General features: G+C 68.7%; 15 protein-coding genes. 2 read left to right on the forward strand and 13 right to left on the reverse strand.

Annotated features, from left to right (window positions below; genetic code table 11):
• Positions 1–14: 14 nt before the first annotated feature.
• The 7 genes from LX81_RS08865 to LX81_RS08895 all read right to left on the reverse strand — a co-directional run bounded on the left by LX81_RS08865 (position 15) and on the right by LX81_RS08895 (position 9969).
• Complete coding sequence (locus tag LX81_RS08865; RefSeq protein ID WP_111536933.1) at positions 15–824, reverse strand: creatininase family protein; 810 nt, start codon at positions 822–824, stop codon at positions 15–17.
• Positions 821–1834 carry an ABC transporter ATP-binding protein gene (locus tag LX81_RS08870; protein WP_111536934.1) on the reverse strand — a complete coding sequence of 338 codons (1014 nt, stop codon included), beginning with the start codon at positions 1832–1834 and terminating at the stop codon, positions 821–823. Before LX81_RS08870 ends, LX81_RS08865 begins: the two co-directional genes overlap by 4 nt.
• Positions 1834–3708 carry a dipeptide/oligopeptide/nickel ABC transporter permease/ATP-binding protein gene (locus LX81_RS08875; RefSeq protein WP_111536935.1) on the reverse strand — a complete coding sequence of 625 codons (1875 nt, stop codon included), beginning with the start codon at positions 3706–3708 and terminating at the stop codon, positions 1834–1836. The genes LX81_RS08870 and LX81_RS08875 overlap by 1 nt, the downstream gene beginning before the upstream one ends.
• Complete coding sequence (locus LX81_RS08880) at positions 3705–4664, reverse strand: ABC transporter permease (protein ID WP_111536936.1); 960 nt, start codon at positions 4662–4664, stop codon at positions 3705–3707. The genes LX81_RS08875 and LX81_RS08880 overlap by 4 nt, the downstream gene beginning before the upstream one ends.
• A gap of 9 nt (positions 4665–4673) precedes the next feature.
• Positions 4674–6209, reverse strand: a complete 1536-nt coding sequence (locus LX81_RS08885; RefSeq protein WP_111536937.1) for an ABC transporter substrate-binding protein — start codon at positions 6207–6209, stop codon at positions 4674–4676.
• 68 nt (positions 6210–6277) lie between these two features.
• Positions 6278–7879 (reverse strand): hydantoinase B/oxoprolinase family protein, encoded by a 1602-nt coding sequence (locus LX81_RS08890; RefSeq protein WP_111536938.1) that lies wholly within the window; start codon positions 7877–7879, stop codon positions 6278–6280.
• Positions 7876–9969 carry a hydantoinase/oxoprolinase family protein gene (locus LX81_RS08895; RefSeq protein WP_111536939.1) on the reverse strand — a complete coding sequence of 698 codons (2094 nt, stop codon included), beginning with the start codon at positions 9967–9969 and terminating at the stop codon, positions 7876–7878. The genes LX81_RS08890 and LX81_RS08895 overlap by 4 nt, the downstream gene beginning before the upstream one ends.
• A gap of 118 nt (positions 9970–10087) precedes the next feature.
• Here LX81_RS08895 and LX81_RS08900 point away from each other — a divergent pair, with 118 nt between their 5' ends.
• Both LX81_RS08900 and ggt read left to right on the forward strand, forming a co-directional pair.
• On the forward strand, positions 10088–10771 hold the full coding sequence (locus LX81_RS08900; RefSeq protein ID WP_234822542.1) for a GntR family transcriptional regulator: 684 nt from the start codon (positions 10088–10090) through the stop codon (positions 10769–10771).
• 73 nt (positions 10772–10844) lie between these two features.
• Entirely contained in the window at positions 10845–12527 is a 1683-nt protein-coding gene (gene ggt / locus LX81_RS08905) for a gamma-glutamyltransferase (RefSeq protein ID WP_111536940.1), read from the forward strand.
• Between the two features lie 308 nt (positions 12528–12835).
• Here the strand turns inward: ggt and LX81_RS08910 are convergent, their stop codons facing one another.
• The 6 genes from LX81_RS08910 to LX81_RS08935 all read right to left on the reverse strand — a co-directional run bounded on the left by LX81_RS08910 (position 12836) and on the right by LX81_RS08935 (position 20052).
• On the reverse strand, positions 12836–14056 hold the full coding sequence (locus tag LX81_RS08910) for an aspartate aminotransferase family protein (protein WP_111536941.1): 1221 nt from the start codon (positions 14054–14056) through the stop codon (positions 12836–12838).
• A complete protein-coding gene (locus LX81_RS08915) occupies positions 14053–15105 on the reverse strand; it encodes a phosphotransferase (RefSeq protein ID WP_111536942.1) in 1053 nt (350 codons plus the stop codon). Before LX81_RS08915 ends, LX81_RS08910 begins: the two co-directional genes overlap by 4 nt.
• Positions 15095–16531, reverse strand: coding sequence for an amidase (locus tag LX81_RS08920; protein ID WP_211322731.1), 1437 nt, complete (start codon positions 16529–16531; stop codon positions 15095–15097). The genes LX81_RS08915 and LX81_RS08920 overlap by 11 nt, the downstream gene beginning before the upstream one ends.
• An 88-nt stretch (positions 16532–16619) precedes the next feature.
• A complete protein-coding gene (locus tag LX81_RS08925; protein ID WP_111536943.1) occupies positions 16620–18242 on the reverse strand; it encodes an ABC transporter ATP-binding protein in 1623 nt (540 codons plus the stop codon).
• Positions 18239–19078, reverse strand: coding sequence for an ABC transporter permease (locus LX81_RS08930; RefSeq protein WP_111536944.1), 840 nt, complete (start codon positions 19076–19078; stop codon positions 18239–18241). The genes LX81_RS08925 and LX81_RS08930 overlap by 4 nt, the downstream gene beginning before the upstream one ends.
• Positions 19075–20052, reverse strand: coding sequence for an ABC transporter permease (locus tag LX81_RS08935; protein WP_111536945.1), 978 nt, complete (start codon positions 20050–20052; stop codon positions 19075–19077). The genes LX81_RS08930 and LX81_RS08935 overlap by 4 nt, the downstream gene beginning before the upstream one ends.
• Between the last annotated feature and the right edge of the window lie 34 nt (positions 20053–20086).

Here is a 20086-nt window from a genome sequence, read left to right on the forward strand (position 1 = left end):
TTGTCGTCTCTTGGTCAGTCATGGAGTCCGCGCGCGACGTGGTCGGCGACGAAGCCCGCCCCGATCTCCACGAGCCGCGCCGCGAGCTTCTCGCCCGTCTCGGCCGAGCAGAGCGTGGGGTCGCATCCGAAGGCGCCGGTCTCCGTCGCCTCCCGCGCCTCGATCGGAGCCTGTATCTTCGCCCCGTCATAGGCGATGGCCGAGAAGCCGGCGATCTCCACCCCGTTGATCGTCGCGCCCTCGGGCGCCGGGCGGACGAGGTCGGGACGAAGCAGGTCGGGATAAAAATGAAGGCCGAGCGAGGTCAGCGGATCGCCGCCGTGACCCGACGCCTTCGCCGCATGCTCGGCCCCGACGAGACCCGGCAATTCGCCGTAGGCAATCTGCCAGAGATACATCGACGGCACGAAAAGCCCGGCCTTGTGGCGCCAGCGCAGCGCGACCTCGGTGATCGCGGGCACGTTGCCGCCATGGCCGTTGACGATCATGATCTTGCGGATGCCGTGGCGCGTCAGGCTGGCGAACATGTCGTCGATTATGCCCGCGAGCGTGGCGTGACTGATCGAGATGCCGCCGTGGCTCGAATCGAAATAATCGCGTCCGCCGAAGGGGATGACGGGCGCGACGAAGGTGGGAACGCCGCGTTCCCGAGCGGCCTTCGCGATCTCGAGCGCCATGCGGTCGGCGGCCATGTAATCGCCCATCGGCGCATGAATGCCCTGATCCTCAAGCGATCCCATCGGCAGGAGCACCACCGCGTCGTCCGTGAGGTTCTCGCGCGCCTCCTGGGAGGTCAGCTCCGCCATCCTAATCTTGTCGATCATGGTCGTCCTTTCTCTTTGGTCTCGTCCGGCGCGGGCCGCGGCCCCGCCTTGATGCAGGCCGCGCGCCATCCGCCCTCCACGGCCTCGAGCGGCGGCACCGCCTTTGCGCAGGCGGGTTCCGCGATCGGGCAGCGCTTGCGGAAGGCGCAGCCCGACGGAGGGTTGGAGGGGCTCGGCAATTCGCCCGACAGGATCCGGTCGCCGGTCGCATCGGGGCGGGGGTGAAGCGACGGCGTCGCGGCGAGAAGCGCGCGGGTATAAGGGTGGGCGGGCGTGCCGAAAACTTGCTCCGCAGGCCCCTCTTCCACGATCCGGCCGAGATACATCACCACGATCCGGTCGCAGAAATGTCGAACGATATGGAGGTCGTGGCTGATGAAGAGGATCGCGAGGTCCAGATCCCGGCGCAGGTCGATGAGCAGGTTCACGACCTGTGCCTGGATCGACACGTCGAGCGCCGAGATGGGCTCGTCAGCGACGATGAAGTCGGGCCGCGTGGCGAGGGCGCGCGCGACCGCGATCCGCTGCCGCTGCCCGCCGGAGAATTCGTGCGGCCTGCGGGTCATGGCGGCGGACGACAGGCCCACCTGCTCGATAAGCCGCGTGGTCTCGTCCGCGATCTCCCTTGCGGGCACGATCTTGTGGATGCGGAGACCGTCCGCGATCTGCGCGCCGACGGACCGGCGGGGATCGAGCGAGCCGAAGGGATCCTGGAACACCATCTGCATCCGGCGGGCGAGGCGTCGCCGTTCCGCTCCGCGCAGCCCGGCAATGTCGCGTCCGTCGAACCGGACCGAGCCGATGCTCGGATCCTCGAGGCCCATCATCATCCGGCCGAGCGTGGACTTGCCGCAGCCGGATTCGCCCACGACCCCGACGCTTTCCCCGCGAACCATGTTGAGGCTCACGTCCCGGACGGCCCAGACGTCCTTCTGGCGGCCGAGAAGCCCCTGCCGCATGGGGTAGTTGCGGCCCAGTCCATGGGCCTCGATGAGCGAGGTCTCCGGCATCAGGCGATCTCCTTCCAGCGGACGCACCGGGTGCGTCGTTCCGGCGTCGGATGGGAGGTGGGTGGCGACCCGGTCCGGCAGACATCCCGCGCGTGGCTGCAGCGCGGGGCGAACCGGCATCCCTCGGGCATCGCGTCGGGCAGGGGGACGGTACCGGGGATCGCGACCAGCCGGTCCGTTCCGCCCTCGGGGACGGATGCGAGAAGCGCGGCGGTATAGGGATGGTGCGGATGCGCGAAGACCTCGTCCGCCGGCCCGTCCTCGACGACCTCGCCCGCATACATGACCGTCACCCGGTCCGCGATCTCCGCCACCACGGCGAGGTCGTGGGTGATGAAGATGAGGCCCATGTCCGGCGTCGCCTTCTTCAGCGAGCGGAAAAGTTCGAGGATCTGCGCCTGGATCGTCGGATCGAGTGCGGTCGTCGGCTCGTCCGCGATGAGCAGGCGCGGATTGTTCGCCACCGCGACGGCGATCATCGCGCGTTGCCGCTGGCCGCCCGAGAGTTCGTGCGGGTAGGCCCTGGCGCGGCGCTCGGGATCGGGCAGGCCCACCTGGCGCAGCAGTTCGACGACGCGCGCGTCGACGTCGCGTCCGCGTGCCCCGCCATGCGCCCGGAGCGCCTCCGCTACCTGCTCGCCGATCCGGAGCACCGGATTGAGCGAGGCGGCGGCATCCTGGAACACCATGGAGATCTCGCCGCTTCGGATGCGCCGGAACCCCGCTTCGTCGAGCGCGCCGAGGTCGATCTCCTCGCCGTCCCGCGCGACGAACCGCACGTCGCCCCCCGTGATCGAGAGCGCGTCGGGCAGGAGGCCCGTGAGCGCGAGGCCGGTGATGCTCTTGCCCGAGCCGGATTCGCCCACGAGCGCGACCGTCTCGCCCCGCCTGACGGTCACCGAGACGCGCCGGACGAGCTCCAGCGACGTGCCCGCGTTTTGCGCTGCGATCGACATTCCCTCCACCTCGAGCAGGGTGTCCTGCTTCGGGGCGGCAGCTCGCCGGGCGGAGCGCGGCACGGCGCCCCGTGATCCACCCCCGCGCAGCCAGAGCGCACCGCCCGCGGTGATGCCCCGCGGATCGAGCGCCGTCTGCAGCCGGTCGCAGAGGAAATTGAAGGTCAGGATCGTGCCCGCGAGCGCCAGGGAGGGCCAGAGAAGCAGCATCGGCGCCACCTCCATCGATCCACGCGCCGCCTGGATCATCAGGCCCCACGACGGCGTCGGCGGCACGACCCCGAGCCCGAGAAAGCTCAGGCCGCTCTCGATCAGCATCGCGGAGGCCACGACGAGCGAGATCTGCACGAGGAGCGGCGGCATTACGTTCGGCAGGACCGTGGTCGCGAGGATCCGCAGGGGATAGGCGCCCATCGCCTTCTGCGCCGTGACGTAGTCGAGCGAGCGGACCTGCAGCGTGGCGGAATAGACGACGCGCGCATAGATCGGCGTGTAGAGGATCGTGAGCGCGAGGATCAGCGGCCAGGTCCCCGCGCCGAGGATCGTCACGACGAGAAGTGCGAGGAGAAGCGGCGGCAGGCAAAGGATCACCTCGGCCGCGCGGACCGTCACGAATTCGACGAGCCCGCGGAAGTAGCCGCCGAGAAGCCCGAGAACCGTCCCGATCACGGCCGCGGCGAGCGCCGATCCCACGGCGATGAAGAGCGAGGCGCGGCCGCCCCAGATCAGGCGGGCGAGAACGTCGCGTCCGAACTCGTCCTGGCCGAGCCAATGCGTCGCGGACGGACCGGCAAACCGGTTCGGGACATCCATCGACCGGACATCCGGAAGCGGCAGGACCGGCGCGAGGACGATCACGGCCACGACCAGGGCCGCGAGCGTGGCGGGTAGGATCAGCTTGCGTTGCGCGCGGGTCATCGGCGCACCAGCGAGATGCGCGGGTCGAGGAGCGCGTTGACGAGATCGACGGCGAGGTTGAGGAACACGAAGATGACAGAGATCGTCATGACGATGCCGACCACTTCGGGGTAATCCCGCGCATCGACCGCCGCGACGAGATAGCCCGAGAGACCCGGCCAGTTGAAGACGTATTCCACGAGCACCGTGCCGCCGATCAGCGTTCCCATCTCGAGGCCCAGCACGGTCAGGACGGGGATGAGGGCGGTGCGCACGACGTGGCGGCGCAGGATCGGGCCGCGCCCGAGCCCCTTGGCGCGGGCGGTCCGGACGTAATCCCTCTGCAGGACCTCGAGCACGGCGCCCCGGCTCATCCGCACGATCACGGCCCAGAGGGCAAGCGCGACGGTGCCCGCGGGCATCAGGAGGAGCTTCAGATGCTGGACGGGATCGACCGAGAACGGCACGTAGCCGCCCGCGGGAAGAATGCGGAGTTGCTGCGCGAAGAGCAGGATGACGACGGAGCCCACCACGAAGACCGGCGTCGACATCGCCGCGGAGGCGAGAAAATTGACGAAGCCGTCCACGCGCCCGCCCGCCCGGATGGCCGCGTAGGTGCCGACGGGGATTCCGGCCGCCGCGGCGATCACGGCAGCCGCGATGATGATCTCGAGCGTGCGCGGCAACCGCGTCGCGATCTGCTCCGCTACCGGCGCGCCGTCGCGGAAGGAGGCGCCGAAATCCCCGGTGACGACGCCGCCGAGATGGTCGAGATATTGCTGCCAGATCGGATCGTTGAGCCCCATCCGTTCCCGCAGTGCCGCGACCGCGGCGGGGTCGGCCGCGATCGAGCCCTGGCTCAGCAGCAATTCAGCCGGATCGCCCGGCACGAGGTGCAGGAGCATGAAGACGAGCGTGACGACGACCCAGACGAGGAAGATCGCCGTCAAGCTCCGTATCGCGACATAGCGGATCATCGGTCGCGATCAGCCGGCCATGACGTCTTCGAGGGTGATCGGGGAGTAGAAGGTGAGCTGCCCCGGAAGGTTGGTGAAGCCCTCGATACCCGACTTCATCGCGTAGCCCTGCGAGCGCCAGGCGAGGCCCGTCATCGGCGTCGTCTCAAGCGCGATCTCTTCCAGTTGCCGGTAGAGCGCGATGCGCTCCTCCAGGTCGAACGTCGCCCGGGCACGCGCGAAGAGATCGGAGATCTCCGGCGTCTCCATCCCGTAGCTGCGTACAAAGGAGGGGGGCAGCGATCCGTCGAGGACGGTGGCCAGGCCGTCGGGATCGTTGTTGTCGGCCGTCGTGCCCATCACCGCGAGGTCGTATTGCCCGTCATTTCCCTTCTGGACCCGGGTCGCCCATTCCGGCAGGTCGAGCTGGACGTTGATCCCCACCATCGACAGGTAGGCCTGGCAGACCTCGGCCGTGGATTGGTGCATCCCGTATTGCGCGGTTGACAGCATCACGCAGTCGAACCCGTCCGGGTAGCCCGCCTCCGCCAGGAGCGCCTGCGCCTGCTCCGGATCGTAAGCCCAGCCCTGGGAGAGATCCTCCTGGTAGAACTCTGAGGCATCGGCGATCGGAAGATGCGCGAGCGACCCGCCCCGTCCGTAGAAGGCGGCCGCGGCGATGTCGTCGCGGTTGATGGCGTGGGCTACGGCACGGCGCACAAGCGGATTGTCGAAGGGCGGGCGCGAGCCGTTGAAGGTGAGGTACATGAACGGCCCGTCGACCGCGTCGAGCTTCAGGGACGAATTGTCCTCGATCTGCTGCATCGCCTGCCACGGGACGTACTCGATGAGATCGACGTCGCCCGCCTCGAGTGCCGTGACGCGGAGGTTCTCGTCGGCATAGACGATGGCCTCGATCCCGCCGAGCTTCGGAAGCCCCTCCTTGTAGTAGTCGCCGAAGGCGCCGAGGCGGATGGAGACGCCGCGCTCCGTGCTGTCGAAGGTGAACGGGCCGGCCCCGATAAGGCTGTCCTGCGCCTCGCCGTCCTTGAGGATCGGCATGTGGTAATGCGCGAACCAGCCGGGCAGGGTGGCGAGCGGGCGATCTGTGACCATCCGCACGGTGCGCTCGTCCGGCGTCTCGACGGAGGTGATGAGGGCAAGCTGCGCCTGGAAGAGCGCGGCGGAATCGGGCTTCTGGGCTTCAGTAACGGTCCAGGCCACGTCGGCCGACGTCACCGGAGAGCCGTCGTGCCAAAACGCCCCCTCGCGGAGCGTGAAGACCCAGGCGCCCTCGTCGTCGACCTCCCAGTTCTCGGCGAGTTCGCCGCGCAGGGCGCCGTCGGGTCCGTAGCTCAGAAGCCCGCGATGGATCATCAGCTTGATCGCCCCCGCCGCGGAGCCCGTCGAGGCCCAGGCATCGAAGCTCGGCGGATAGGTCGAGAGGGCATAGCGGAGCGTCTGGCCCTCCTGGGCCTTCAGGCCCTTAGGCCCGAGGAAGGTCAGGGCGCCGGCCGCCGCGCCGGTGCTTGCCAGGAATCCACGGCGGTTCAAGGTTCCAGTCATCGATCGATCTCCTTTGTTGGTCGGGCGGGCTCTTGGCGGCCGCGTCCCGTCGATTGTCGCGAACGGGCCTATTCGGCCGCGAGGGTCTCCATATCGATATCGTCTTCGCGTTCCTCGGCCCGGCCATAGCCGCCGCCACCGGGCGTCACGACCTCCAGCCATTCGCCCGCCCGCAGGACACCGCGGCCCCGCTCGAACGGCGCGGCCTCAGGTGAGACGCGGAAGCTCCCGTGGCCGCCTTCGCCACCGCCCTGCAGGCCCCAGGACCGCGAACGGTTGCGCGAGATATCGACGCCGACCATGCAATCCTCCGTGGCGCGGTAGACGCGCCTGAGGCCCATCCCGCCGCGCTGCCGACCCGGTCCGGCCGATCCGTCGACGAGTTCGTAGCGCTCGAGGATCAGGGGATACTCGACCTCGAGCGCCTCCACGGGCAGGTTGGAGGTGTTGGTGGTATGGACGTGGATGCCGTCGAGCCCGTCCGCATCCGGGCGCGCACCGCCGCCGCCGCCGATCGTCTCGAGATAGATCCAGTACTCGCCCGCCGAAGGCCCGCTCGTTCGCGTGCCGGAAAAGAGTGCCACGGTGCAGGCCGAGTTGGTGCAGGCGGAGACGCGTTCCGGCACGGCTTGCGCGAAGGCCCCGAGGATCAGGTCGGCGACCCTCTGGCAGGTCTGGACCCGCCCGTTGACGGCCGCGGGATGCGCGCAGCTTAGGAGGCTTCCGTCGGGGGCGGTGACCGTGATCGGCCGCGAGAGGCCCGCATTCGGCAGGACCGTCGGATCGACGACGGATTTCACGATATAGTAGACCGTGGCGAGAAGCGCGGTGCGGGTCATGTTGATGCCCGTGCGCGTCTGCGGCGGTGCCTCGAAGTCGAGCGCGATGTCGCCACCCGCGATCGTGATCGTCACGGCAAGGGGCAGCGGCTCGGGCACTTCGAGATTGTCGAAGACGTCCTCGAACCTCCAGCGCCCGTCGGGCAGGGCCGCGAGCCCCGCGCGCATCTTCCGCTCCGCATAGTCGAGAAGTGCCTCGCCCGCGGCGAGGACCGTCTCCGCCCCGTGGCGCGCGCAGAGTTCCTGGAAGCGCTGCACGCCCACGCGGTTCGCGGCCCGCTGCGCCCGCAGGTCGGAAAGCCGTTCCCGCGGCACCTGGCAATTGTGCAGGATGAGGTTCAGCACGTCTTGCTGCATCTCGCCCGCGCGGCAGAGGCGGATCGGCGGGATCCGCAGCCCTTCCTGGTAGATATGTGCATGGCCGCGATCGACGAAATCGGAATGATGCGCGAGATTCACCGTCCAGGCGACCATCCGGCCGTCGACGAAGATCGGCTCCGCGAGCACGATGTCGGGCAGGTGGGTGCCGCCCCCGAGATAGGCGTCATTGCCGACGAAAGCGTCGCCGGGCCGCATCTCTGCCGGATCGTGTTCGGCCATCACCATCGGGATGAAGTCGAGGAAGCTGCCCAGATGCACCGGAACGTGCTCCGCCTGGCAGAGCGTGCGCCCCTCCAGATCGAAGAGCGCCGTGGAGCAGTCGCGCCGCTCCTTGATGTTGGTCGAGTAGGACGCCCGGACGAGCGCCTCGCCGGTTTCGTCGACGATCGAGGAGAGCGCGGCGCCGATCACTTCCACGGTGATCGGATCGAGCGACGTGGCACGGGTCATCGCGGCACCTCCAGGATGAGCGTATCGGTCGCGTCGACCGCGCCGGTGACGCCCGGAGGAACGAGCGTGGTCGTATCCATCTGCTCCACGATGGCCGGCCCCTCGATCTTCATGCCGGGCGCCAGTCGGTCGCGGTCGTAGAGAACGGTTTCCGCGAAATCGCGCGTCTCGGGATACCAGACCGACCGCGTGCCGATCACGGCCGTCATTGGGTCGGCATCGCCCAGCGGACGATGCGGGAGGGTGGCCTTGTCGACCGAGCCCGAGGCCTCGGCGCGGAAGGTCACGCAGAAGATCCGCTCCCCCTCGACCGAAAAGCCGTAGAGACGGTCATGGGCCTCGGCGAAGCGCGCGGCCAGCGTCTCGAGTGTGCGCGACGTGATCTCGCCCTCGGGCACCGCGATGGACAACTCGTAATTCTGCCCTTCGTAGCGCATGTCGATCCGGCGCGAGAAGTTCTGGCGGTCGGGGGCGATCCCCTCCGCGTCGAACCAATCCCTGGCCTCCGCCTCGGCCTGTCCGACGGCAGCGGCGATCTCGTCGATGGCGGCCTCTTCGAGGGGGATCAGGCGGGTCTGGGAGAAATCCGCCCGCAGATCGGTGAGCAGCAGGCCCAAAGCGCAGAGTGTGCCGGGCGTGGGCGGCACGATCACCCGTGTCATCCCGAGCTCCTGCGCGAGCCGCACGGCATGGAGCGGGCCCGCGCCGCCGAAGGCCATCAGCGCGTAGGCGCGGGGATCGTGCCCTTTCTGGACGGAGATCACCCGGATCGCCTTGGCCATGTTCGCGGTGACGACGGAGATGATGCCCTGCGCCGTCTCCATAGGCCCCATGCCGAGGGTTTCGGCCATGACGCCGATCGCGTCTATCGCAAGATCGCGCCGTACCTCCATCCGACCGCCGAGAAGATGGGTGGGGTTGAGCACCTGCAGCACGATGTTCGCATCGGTCACGGTCGGCTCCGTCGCGCCCCGCCCGTAGCAGACCGGGCCCGGATCGGCGCCCGCGCTTTCGGGGCCGACCTTCAGAAGTCCGCCCGCATCGATCCGCGCGATGGATCCGCCGCCCGCGCCCACCGTATGGATGTCGAGCATCGGCGCCTTTATCGGATAGCCGTGGACCACGCTCTCGCTCGTCAGAACGACCTCGCCCCCGGCGAGGAGCGCCACGTCGCTCGACGTGCCGCCCATGTCGAAGGTGATGACGTCTGCAAAGCCCGAGGCCGCGCCGATCGCCTGTGCCGCGACCACGCCGGTAGAGGGGCCCGAGAGCACGGCGCGTACGGGCGTCTCCGCCGCCGCCTCGAACCGCACGACGCCGCCGTTCGATTGTGTCAGATGCGGCGCTACGCCGAGGCCCAGCTCCTCGAGCCGGGGCGCGAGACGGCTGATGTAGCGATGCATGATCGGCCCGAGATAGGCGTTGACCGTACTGGTCGAGAGGCGCTCGAACTCGCGGAATTCAGGCGCGATCTCGTGGCTTGCCGTGATGAATGCATCCGGAAGCTCTTCGGCCACGATGCGGCGCGCGGCCTTTTCGTGGGCGGGGTTGACGAAGGCATAGAGAAAGCAGATCGCCACGGCCTCCACGCCCGCCCGCCGCATCGCGCGCGCCCGGTCTCGCACCGCCGCCTCGTCGAGCGGGGCGAGGATCTCCCCGGTATGCAGGACACGTTCGGGCACCTCGAAGCGCAGCGCGCGCGGGACGAGGGTGATCGGCTTGTCGGCGAAGATGTCGTAGAGATCGGGGCGCTTCTGCCGGCCGACCTCGAGCAGGTCCCGGAACCCGTCCGTCGTCAGGAGGCCTACCTTCGCGCCGCGATGGGTGATGAGCGCGTTCGTCGCGACCGTCGTGCCATGTCCGAGATAGGCGATCGCGCGCGCCGGATCGCTCCGGGCATCCGTCCGGTTGCGCATACCCTGGGCGACGGCGTCGCTGATACCCCGTGACGGATCGTCCGGTGTCGAGGGGACCTTCCAGACCGCGAAACGTCCGGTCTCCTCGTCGAACATGCAGATGTCGGTGAAGGTCCCTCCGGAATCGACGCCGACCCTCCAGGTCTTCCGATTGATCTCCTGCGATCCATCCATCGAGTCGATTCCATTGCCGTCCTGTCTACGTCGTGTATACAAGAGGAAGAATTCGGGTCTGTCCAGCCCAGTGTGACCTTTGGTAAGGAGAATGGGCCGGGCCGCGAGGAGATACCGCTTGGACAAATCGCTTGGCATGCATCCTGCGCAAAAGATCGGCGAACCGCGAATTCCATCGGAATCGGCTCGTGAACGGGCCTACCGGGGCATTCGCGCCGGCATCATCGCGGGGGACTTCGCACCCGGCGAGTTCATCGAGGAGGCCACCGCCTGCGAGGCGACCGGCGTATCGAGATCGCCGGTGCGAGAGGCCCTTAATCGCCTTGCGGCGGAAGGGTTCGTTGAATTGCATCCCCGGCGCGGCGCGCTGGTCAAGCCGCTCTCGGCGGAAGAATTGCGCGACCTCTTCGAGGTGCGCAGCATCATCGAGCGGCATGCGGTCAGCCGTATCTGCCGCGAGTCCCGGCCCGTCCCCGACGATCTCCTAGAGATCTGTCGCAGGCACGAGGCGCTCGACCCCACCGATCTGCCCGCCTGCGTCGAGATCAACCGCCTCTTTCACCGACAGGTGATTGCCGCGAGTGGCAACCAGGTCCTCCTACAGGTCTTCGACAGCCTTCGAGCGAGCCTCACGCGGGTGGCGATGCTTTCCCTCCAGCTGGGTGTGGGCAAGAACGATATCATCGAGAGCGAGCATCGCGAATTGGTCGAGGCGCTGCAGGCGCAGGACGAGGCGGCGGCGCTCGACGTGCTCGACCGTCATCTGCAACCCATGCCTAAACTCATGGCCGCGTTGCGCTGACACATGTGCGCCGCCCGGGCCTCTAGGGCCCGAACTCGGTTCCGGCCGGCCGACAGGAAGAAAGGATCGTCTGATGACACCAGAGAAGACACCGGCAAGGGGATACGGCGGCGTGGTCGTGACCAACCATCCGCGGGGGACGGCTGCCGGATACGAGATGCTCGCCGCTGGCGGCAACGCCGTCGATGCGGCGGTGGCCTCGCTCCTCGCGCTCTGCGTGGTCGAGCCGATGATGGTGGGCATCGCGGGCGGCGGCATGGCGCATATTCGCCTTGCCGATGGGTCTCACCGGGTGATCGACGGGCTCGCCTACGCCCCGGCCGCGATGAAGGCGGACAGCTACGAGCCCGTCTCCGACGAGCCGCCCGATCATATGGAAACGGTGGGGCAGCGCTCGAAACTTGGGCCCACCGCCGTCGCGGTGCCCGGCAACCTGGCCGCCTGGTGCGGAATGCAGGAGCGGTTTGGCAAGCTTCCCTTCGCCGACGTGATCGCGCCCGCCATCGGGCTCGCGCGCCGCGGCTTCGCGGTGACGCATTACCTCGCCGGCGCAATCGGGGAGGCGGCGTCGGACTTCGCCCGCGATCCGGCGATCTCGAACCTGATGATGCCGAACGGCACGCCGCTCCGGGCGGGCGACCGTCTCGTCCAGGGAGATTTCGCCGAGGCGCTCGCGCACATCGAGAAGGACGGCGCGGCGGCGCTTCATGGCGGCGCGCTCGGCGCGGCCCTCGCGGACCGGATCGCCACCGGCGGCGAGGATGCCGGATGGCTCGACCGTGACGATCTCGCGGCCTACGAGGTGCGCGAGCGGGAGGTGATCCGGGGGAGCTATCGCGGGCACGAGGTGATCGGCCCGCCGCCGCCCGCCTCCTCCGGCGTGCACGTCGTGGAGATGCTGAACCTGCTCGAGCATTTCGACGTCGCGGGGCTCGGGTTCGGGACGAAGGAGGGGCTGCACCTCATGGCGAGGGTGATACGGCTGGCCTTCGAGGATCGGCGCGCGACGAGCGGGGACCCGGATTTCGTCGATGTTCCGGTGGAGAAGCTGACTTCGAAGGCCTATGCCGAAGCCTCGCTGGCCCGTCTGGACGGCGTCGCGCGAGACGGAGGGTCCAGCGCATACGAGAGCGCCGACACCACCCATGTGACCGTGGCCGATCGCGACGGCAACGTCGTCTCCGCGACGCATACGATCAACGGGATCTTCGGTGCGCGTTTCATGGTGCCCGGGACCGGGATCATCCCGAACAACTACATGATGAACTTCGATCCCCATCCGGGACGGGCGCTTTCGGTCGCGCCGGGCAAGCGGGTGCCCACCTCGATGGCGCCGATGATGGTCCTGAAGGACGGGCGGATCCGTTTCGCCCTGGGGCTTCCCGGCGGCCTGCGGATCTTTCCCTCCGCGCTGCAGGCCATCGTCAATCTCGTGGATCACGCCATGCCGCTTCAGGAGGCGATCGAATCGCCGCGGATCTGGACCGAGGGGCATCATCTCGAGGTCGAGAGGGCGCTGGAACCGATGGCCCCGGCGCTTCGCGCGCGCGGCCACGAGGTGCGCGTGATGCCGCATGTCGGCGGCGGGATGAACGCCATCTCCTTCGGAGCGGACGGCGTGATGGAGGGCGCGGCCTGCTGGCGCGCGGACGGGACCGTGGCCGCCCTCGGCGGTGGCGAGGCCCGCCCCGGCATCCGCTTCTGGCCCGATCGCGCCCCCGAGCGGACCGAGGGCGAGGGCGATCCCGACGCCTGATCGGGCGCATCTGCGAAATATCCCCTCATGCATCCGCATGGGGGAGATTGGCTGGAACGTGATCCAAGCGCACGCGCTTCCCGAACGCGCCTGCTAGTCACGTGCCGCTGAGACGGACGCGAGTGCAAGGAAGCTGCTATGCTCTCGTGAAAGATCAAACATCCCGCATTGCCCCACGCGAGCGTCGGATACTGGCGCGACTGGGCACCGGAGTTTCGCCGATACCGTCAACCCAATCTGGGTGTATCCCTCGCACGATCGGAGTTCGCAGGTTGGGCCTTATCCGCTCTCGGCAAAAAGGGCACCGGTCAGGCGACCTCTTCCAGGGCGTCCGACAAGGCATCGAGAAGCAGATCCCCATGCGCCGGCGTGAACGTCAATGGCGGGCGGATCTTCAGGACGTCGCCCTTGGGGCCGGATGCATTGAGGAGGACCCCGCGGCGTCGCATCGCCTCGACGATCCGGCCCGCGGGGACAGCCATCTCCACTCCGGCGAAAAGGCCCGCGCCGCGCACCTCGACGATAGCCTCCGACCTGTCGGCAAGCGCACGGAGGCCCGTGCGGAGATGTGTGCCGCTCTCACCCACGCGGTCGAGGAAGCCGGGCTCCGTCAGGATCGAAAGCACCTCCGCGGCGGCCGCGATCGTCACATGACCACCGGCGAAGGTGTTGAAGTAGCGTACCGTCTCTCCGAACGCCGCACCGATCTCGGGGCGGAGCGCGACCGCGGCGATCGGCAGGCCGCCCCCCATCGGCTTGCCCATCACGGCGAGGTCGGGCGTGATCCCATGCCGTGCGAACCCCCACATATCCGGTCCGAGACGGCCGAAACCCGGCTGGACCTCGTCGGCGATATAAAGCGCCCCGGCCGCATGGACCGCGTCAAGGGCGGGAGCGAGAAGTCCCGGCGGATCGGCGACGACCCCGTCGGAGGAAAAGATGCCGTCGGCGATGAACGCCAGCGGCGTGATGCCGTGACGCGCGAGATCGGCGAAAGCGGCGGCGATCCGCCCCGCGAAAGCGTCGCCGTCGCCATCGAGCGGCGGGGCGACGGTGCGCACATGCGGCCCGATCGGCACACCGGGTCCGAGGGACGGGGAGATCGCGGCGACCGCCGCGCTCGTGCCGTGATAGGCGTTGTCGGTCACGACGATGCCTGCGCCGCCGTTGTGCCGGGCGGCGATCCGAAGCGCGAGATCGACCGCTTCGGATCCCGTACAGGTATACATTACCTGCGAGATCGCGTCCGGGAAGGTGTCGAGCAGCGCTTCGGAATAGTCGAGGATCGCCGTGTCGAGATAACGCGTATGGGTGTTGAGCCGCCCCATCTGCTCGGCAACGCGGGCGGCCACCCGCGGGTTGGCGTGACCGACACAGGGCACGTTGTTGTAGGCGTCGAGATACCGCCGTCCCGCGCTGTCGTGGAGCCAGACGTCGTCGCCCCGGACGATCTCGAGCGGTTCGTCGTAGAAGAGGCGGTAGGAGCCGCCCAGAAGCCGGCGCCGCCGTTCGATCGTGGTCTCGCTCATCGGGCGCACGCCTCCGCGATGCGTCCGGCGATCCTGTCGCGCGGCATTGCGTCGAGACGGTCGAACTGCCGCCAGACATCGGAGCTGTTGCGCAGGATGTAGGCCCTCCGCTCCGGGAGGCGGTCGGCACGGGCCTGCGGGATCAGGACGCGCATCGCCATGCGTGCTTCGATCGCGGCGGGCAGGAGGGTGATCTCCGCCTCGTCGAGCGGCCGTTCGGCGGAGAATCCCGAGAGGAAGGCGCAGGCGGGGTCGAGCGGATCCTCGGACCGGCCCATCTGGTGGGCGGCGCCGATGGCCGCGTCGAAGACCCGCGCCGTGCGGACCATGTCGCCGAAATCGATGATGCCGCTGACGCGGGCGGGGTCCCGGGGGTCCATCAGGACGTTGTCGGTGTTCATGTCGTTATGAACCACCTGCCTCGGCAGATCCGCGGTGACGCGCTCGTCGAACGCCGCGAGGGCACGGGCTACGCGGCGCGATTGCGCCGCCTCGGGGAAACGAACCGGAAGGTCGCGCAGCTCGCCGGCTCTGGCGAGATCCCAGGTGGTGCGATGGCCGTCGGCCGGGTGGCGGAAATCGGCAAGCGCCGTCTGCAGGCGCGCGGCGACGGCGCCGATCGCACGGCTTTGTGCGGCGTTGCGGTGGCAGTCGGTCTGCGCGCGGCCGTGGGCGAAACTCGTCGCCCGGACGGTCCGCCTGTCGCCTGCCCCGAAATCGAGCCGCAGCGACGGCGCCTCGGTCAGGGTGCGGCGCAGACGCAGGATTGGAAGCTCGGCGGCTCGGGCCTCGAGATGGACAAGCGCTTCGGTATGGAAGTCGGAAATCTCCGGCGGCTCGCCGGGGCTGACGATCTTGAGGAAGAGACGCGTGCCGCACTCCGACGTGATCGCAAAATTGCTGTCCTTCTCTCCGGGCAGGGATGTCGCCGCGCCCACGACGCCATAATGCACGCGTGCGATCTCCGCCGCGACCTCGGGCGTGATCTGCGGCGCGATGTCGGCGAGGCTCGGATCGAGACCCGGCGCCGCAAGGGGTTCAGGCCGCATCGTCGCGAGGCATGTCGGGGAAGGGTTCGGGATGGGCGCCCTGGTAAGCGGCGGCGAGCCGCAGGACCACCTCGTCGCGGAACCGCGCTGCGGCGAACTGCGCCCCGATCGGCAGACCGCCCGCATCGAAACCACACGGCACGGTCACCGCCGGCTGGCCCGTCAGGTTGAAGGGGTAGGTGAACGGACTCCATTCGGTCCAGTCCGACATCCCCTCGTTGTGCGGCAGATCGATGCCCGCGGGCAGGGCGGTGCGCGGCATCGTGGGCGTCAGGAGCGCGTCGTAGGTCGTGTGAAACTTCGCCATGGCGACCTTCAGCTCGGCCCGCGTGGCCAGCGCCTCGATATAGCGCCGGGCGGAGATCTCGCGCCCCTTGTCGGCGATGGCGCGCAGGCCCGGATCGAGCGCGGCACGGTCCGCCTCGGTCTTCGCGATGGCGTCGACGCTCGCGGACTCCGCGGCGAACCAGATCGTCTGCAGCGCCTCGAGCGGCGAGGCGAAGGGCGAGGAAACCTCGTCGACCCGCACCCCGAGATCGGCCAGCCTCTCGGCCGTCCGCAGGATCGCCGCGCGGACGTCGGGCTCCACACCGCCCTGTCCGAGATCGAGGCAGAGCCCCACGCGCAGTCCGTTTACGCCGCCCGCGATTATCTCGGTCCAGTCCGGCACGGAGGGTGGGCAATCGCCGTAGAGCGCACGCGGGGAGGCGCCCGTGACGGCGTTCAGAAACAGCGCACTGTCGGCGACGCTGCGCGTCAGGGGGCCGCGATGGGCCAGTTCGCGCAGGGGCGAGGGGGCGTCGGCGGGGATCCAGCCGAAGGTGGGCTTGATGCCGAAGACACCGCAAAAGCTGCCCGGAATGCGGATCGAGCCCGCGCCGTCCGACCCTTCGTGCAGCGTGCCCATGTTGAGCGCGGCCGCGACCGCGGCGCCGCCCGAAGAACCGCCCGAGGCACGGGACGTGTTCCAGGGATTGACGGTATTGCCGTTGAAGGGGCCGTGGGTGAGGCCCTTCCAGCCCAGTTCGGGCGAGGCCGTGGCGCCGATCAGGACGGCGCCGGCCGCACGCAGCCGCTCCACGATGAGGATCTCGTGACCAGCCACCACCTCGGACAGCAGGGCCGAGCCGCGGCGCCAGGGCCAGCCCTCGACCGGCGTCAATTCCTTGATCGTTACCGCCGCGCCGTCGAGGGGGCCACGCGGCTCGCCCGCCTTCCAGCGTGCCTCCGAGGCGTGCGCCGCCTCCATCGCGCCCGTCTCGTCGAGATGGACGAAGGCATTCACCGCCCCGTCGAACCGCGCGATGCGCTCGAAGCTCGTCCGGACGGCCTCGACCGGGGACGCCTCCCCGGAGGCGTAGAGGCGCGAGAGCTCTCCCGCGCCCATCTCGCCCAGATCGGTCTTCGTCGTCGCGTCCACGCTCATGATGCGTCCTTTCCTGCCGGAGATCCGGCGCGCGGGCCGGGTGTCCCGCCTGATTGCCCTTTTCGGGGATTTGGGTTCCTCGATGCCGTCACGATGCGACCGCGGTCTCGCGGGCCCAATCGGCGCCCGGAACGGCGGCGAGTAGCGTCCGCGTGTACTCTTCCTGCGGCGAGAGGAACACGTCGTGGACCGGCCCGACCTCCACGATCCGTCCGTTCTGCATCACCGCGATCCGGTCGCAGAGCTGCGCCGCGACGCGCAGGTCGTGGGTGATGAAGAGGATCGAGAGCTTCATGCGCGCCCTGAGGTCGCGCAGCAGATCGAGGACCTGCGCCTGGATCGAGACGTCGAGGGCCGAGACCGCCTCGTCGGCGATGATGAGTTCGGGATCCATCGCGAGCGCGCGCGCGATGCCGATCCGCTGCCTCTGGCCGCCGGAGAACTCGTGCGGGAATCGGTCCGCGCTGTCCGCCCCGAGCCCCACAATGTCGAGCAGTTCGCGCGCCCGGGCACGAGCCTTGTCCTTCGGTACGCCGCGCGCGACGGGGCCGTCGATGAGCGCGCGGATGATACGCTGACGCGGATTGAGCGAGGCGTAGGGATCCTGGAAAACCATCTGCACCTTGTTGCGCTGGCGCCGCATCTCCTCCTCGGAAAGCGTGGCGAGGTCGGTGCCGCCCACCACGACCTGTCCGCTGTCCGGGGTGACGAGTCGTACGATGGCACGGCCGAGCGTGGATTTGCCGGATCCGCTTTCGCCGACGAGGCCCAGAACCTCGCCGCGCGCGACGGTGAGGCTCACGTCGTTCACCGCCGTCACGGTGCGGGCCTTGCGCCTGAAACCCCCACCGGTGCGGTAGGTCTTGCAGAGGTTCCTCACCTCGAGCGCGGGCGCGTCCTCGACCGCCGCGTTCTGCGGCACGTGTCCCGTGGGGATCGCGTCGAGAAGGGCGCGGGTATAGCCGTCCTCGGGGGACTTCAGGACCTTCTCCGCGGGCCCGGCCTCGACCACCTTGCCGTAGCGCATCACGATGACGCGGTCGGCGATCTCGGCCACGACGCCGAAATCGTGGGTGATGAACATGACCGCCATGCCGCGCCGGTCGCGCAGATCGAGGATCAGGCGCAGGATCTGCGCCTGCGTCGTCACGTCGAGCGCCGTGGTGGGCTCGTCGGCGATCAGGATGTCCGGCTCGAGCGCGAGCGCCATGGCGATGAGGGCCCGCTGGCGCTGCCCGCCCGAAAGCTGGAATGGATAGGCGCGGATGATCTGCTCGGGATCGGGAAGCTGTACCTCGCGGATGAGGTCGAGCGCGCGGGCCTGCCGTTCGGAGGCGGAATGGCGGTCATGGGCCGCGAAGACCTCCGCGATCTGGTCGCCGATGCGCATCAGCGGATTGAGCGCGGTCATCGGCTCCTGGAAGATCATCGCGATCTGCGCCCCGCGTATCTTGCGGGCCTCGCGCTCGGTCAACCGCAGGACGTCGCCGCCGTGAAAGAGCGCGCGGCCCGCACCGACCCGCACGCCGCCCGGCAGGAGCCCCATCAGCGCGTTCGCGGTCATCGACTTGCCGGAGCCGGATTCGCCGACCATGCAGAGGATTTCACCACGCCGAAGCTCGAGGCTCAGGTTCTCCACCGCATGCGGCCGGTCGGCGCCCCGCGGCAGGTCGATGGTCAGCCGCTCGATGGTCAGGATCGGCTCGGTCATGGCTTGCCCGCGCGTTCGAGATTGGGATTTAGCGCATCGTTCAGCCCCTCGCCGATCAGGTTCAGCGCGAGCACCGTGATGATGATCGCGATGCCCGGAAAGAAGCTCAGCCACCAGGCGGAGCGGATCACGGTGCGTGCAGCTCCGATCATGTAGCCCCAAGACATGGCATTTGGATCGCCGAGACCGAGGAAGGCGAGAGAGCTTTCGAGAAGGATGGCCGTGGCGACCATGAGCGAGGCCATGACGATGATGGGCGAGACCGCGTTCGGAAGGACCTGGGAGATCAGGATGCGGGGCCGCGAGAGACCGGCGAGATGCGCCGCGTCGACGAATTCGCGTTTCCTGAGCGACATGACCTCGGCCCGGACGAGCCGCGCCACGGGCGGCCAGGAGACGATGGCGATGGCGAGCGTGATCGAGCCCAGCGTCGGTTGCAGGATCGCCACGAGGACGATGGCCAGCGCGAAGTTCGGGATCGTCTGGAAGAATTCCGTGAACCGCATGGCGCCCTCGTCGGTCCAGCCGCCGTAGAACCCCGCTACCGCGCCGAGAGGCACCCCGATGCAGAGCGCGACGAGGGTGGAGACGAGGCCCACGAGGAGCGAGACCCGGGCGCCGTAGACGATCCCCGCGGCCACGTCGCGTCCGAGCGTATCGGTCCCGAGATAGAGTCCGTCGACGCCCATCGGCGGCAGGAACGGGCGTTGCACCATCCGCCACGGCCCGCCTGGATAGAGCAGAGGCGCGGCGAGCGCCAAGACGATCACTGCGATGAGTACGGCGAGGCCGACCAATGCGGCGCGATTACGGGCGAAACGTTTCCACAGCTTCATGCCTTTGCTCCGATCCTGGGGTCGATGAGGCGGTAGATGAGGTCGGTGGCGATGTTGAAGAGGATCACCATCGCGGCGGAGACGATGAAGACGCCGAGGATGGTGTTATAGTCCCGCGCCTCGAGGCTTTCGAACATCAGCCGCCCGATGCCCGGCCAGGCGAAGACCGTCTCCGTCAGGACCGCACCGCCGACGAGCTGTCCCGCCTGCAGGCCCGCGAGGGTGACGACCGGCAGGAGGGCGTTTCGCAGGATGTGCCGGCGCTGGATCACCGATCCGCGCAGGCCCTTGGCGCGGGCGGTCTTCACGAAATCCATCTGCGCGACCTCGAGCATGGAGGAGCGGGTGAGGCGCATGTAGACGGCCATGAAGAAGAGCCCCAGCGTGAGTGCCGGCAGGACCAGATGGCGCGCCACGTCGAGGACCCGTTCGAGCCCGCCGTAACCGCCCCCCACCGTCTCGAAGCCGAAGCCCGGCAGCCAGCCCAGCTGAACTGAGAAGACGAGGATCGCCATCAGGGCCGCCCAGTAGAGCGGGGTGGCGTAGAAGAGGAGCGCGAAGGTGGTGATCAAGCTGTCGGCGGGGCGCCCGCGCTGCGACGCGGCCAGGACGCCGAAGGCGGTGCCCAGCGTGAGCGAGATGACGAAGGCCGTGGCCGTGAGCAGGAGCGTCGCGGGGAGGCGGTCGGCGATGAGCTGGCTCACCGGCGCGTCCTGTCGGAACGAATAGCCCAGATCGAGCGTCAGGACGTTGCTCACATAGGTCCAGAGCTGAACGTGGAAGGGCTGATCTAGGCCGAACCGTTCACGCAATTGCGCAATGAACTGCGGATCGGCGGCACCGGCCTCGCCTGCCAGGACCGCCGCCGGATCGCCCGGCGCGGCATGGATCAGGAAGAAGTTCAGGACCGCGATCGCGAGGAGCGTGAGGATCGCCTTGGCCAGCCGGCTCAGGATCGCTGTGAGGATCACCATGAGGGACCTTTCCTCGGGGCAGGACGCGCGGACC

The sequence above is a fragment of the Palleronia aestuarii genome, from assembly GCF_003253995.1.
GTDB classification, from domain to species: Bacteria; Pseudomonadota; Alphaproteobacteria; order Rhodobacterales; family Rhodobacteraceae; genus Palleronia; species Palleronia aestuarii.

What these genes read in the sequence shown, in the direction of transcription:
- LX81_RS08865 (WP_111536933.1), bottom strand. Translation starts at nt 824, where the DNA reads ATGATCGACAAGATTAGGATGGCGGAGCTGACCTCCCAGGAGGCGCGC.
- LX81_RS08870 (WP_111536934.1), bottom strand. Translation starts at nt 1,834, where the DNA reads ATGCCGGAGACCTCGCTCATCGAGGCCCATGGACTGGGCCGCAACTAC.
- LX81_RS08875 (WP_111536935.1), bottom strand. Translation starts at nt 3,708, where the DNA reads ATGACCCGCGCGCAACGCAAGCTGATCCTACCCGCCACGCTCGCGGCC.
- LX81_RS08880 (WP_111536936.1), bottom strand. Translation starts at nt 4,664, where the DNA reads ATGATCCGCTATGTCGCGATACGGAGCTTGACGGCGATCTTCCTCGTC.
- LX81_RS08885 (WP_111536937.1), bottom strand. Translation starts at nt 6,209, where the DNA reads ATGACTGGAACCTTGAACCGCCGTGGATTCCTGGCAAGCACCGGCGCG.
- LX81_RS08890 (WP_111536938.1), bottom strand. Translation starts at nt 7,879, where the DNA reads ATGACCCGTGCCACGTCGCTCGATCCGATCACCGTGGAAGTGATCGGC.
- LX81_RS08895 (WP_111536939.1), bottom strand. Translation starts at nt 9,969, where the DNA reads ATGGATGGATCGCAGGAGATCAATCGGAAGACCTGGAGGGTCGGCGTC.
- ggt (WP_111536940.1), top strand. Translation starts at nt 10,845, where the DNA reads ATGACACCAGAGAAGACACCGGCAAGGGGATACGGCGGCGTGGTCGTG.
- LX81_RS08910 (WP_111536941.1), bottom strand. Translation starts at nt 14,056, where the DNA reads ATGAGCGAGACCACGATCGAACGGCGGCGCCGGCTTCTGGGCGGCTCC.
- LX81_RS08915 (WP_111536942.1), bottom strand. Translation starts at nt 15,105, where the DNA reads ATGCGGCCTGAACCCCTTGCGGCGCCGGGTCTCGATCCGAGCCTCGCC.
- LX81_RS08920 (WP_211322731.1), bottom strand. Translation starts at nt 16,531, where the DNA reads ATGAGCGTGGACGCGACGACGAAGACCGATCTGGGCGAGATGGGCGCG.
- LX81_RS08925 (WP_111536943.1), bottom strand. Translation starts at nt 18,242, where the DNA reads ATGACCGAGCCGATCCTGACCATCGAGCGGCTGACCATCGACCTGCCG.
- LX81_RS08930 (WP_111536944.1), bottom strand. Translation starts at nt 19,078, where the DNA reads ATGAAGCTGTGGAAACGTTTCGCCCGTAATCGCGCCGCATTGGTCGGC.
- LX81_RS08935 (WP_111536945.1), bottom strand. Translation starts at nt 20,052, where the DNA reads ATGGTGATCCTCACAGCGATCCTGAGCCGGCTGGCCAAGGCGATCCTC.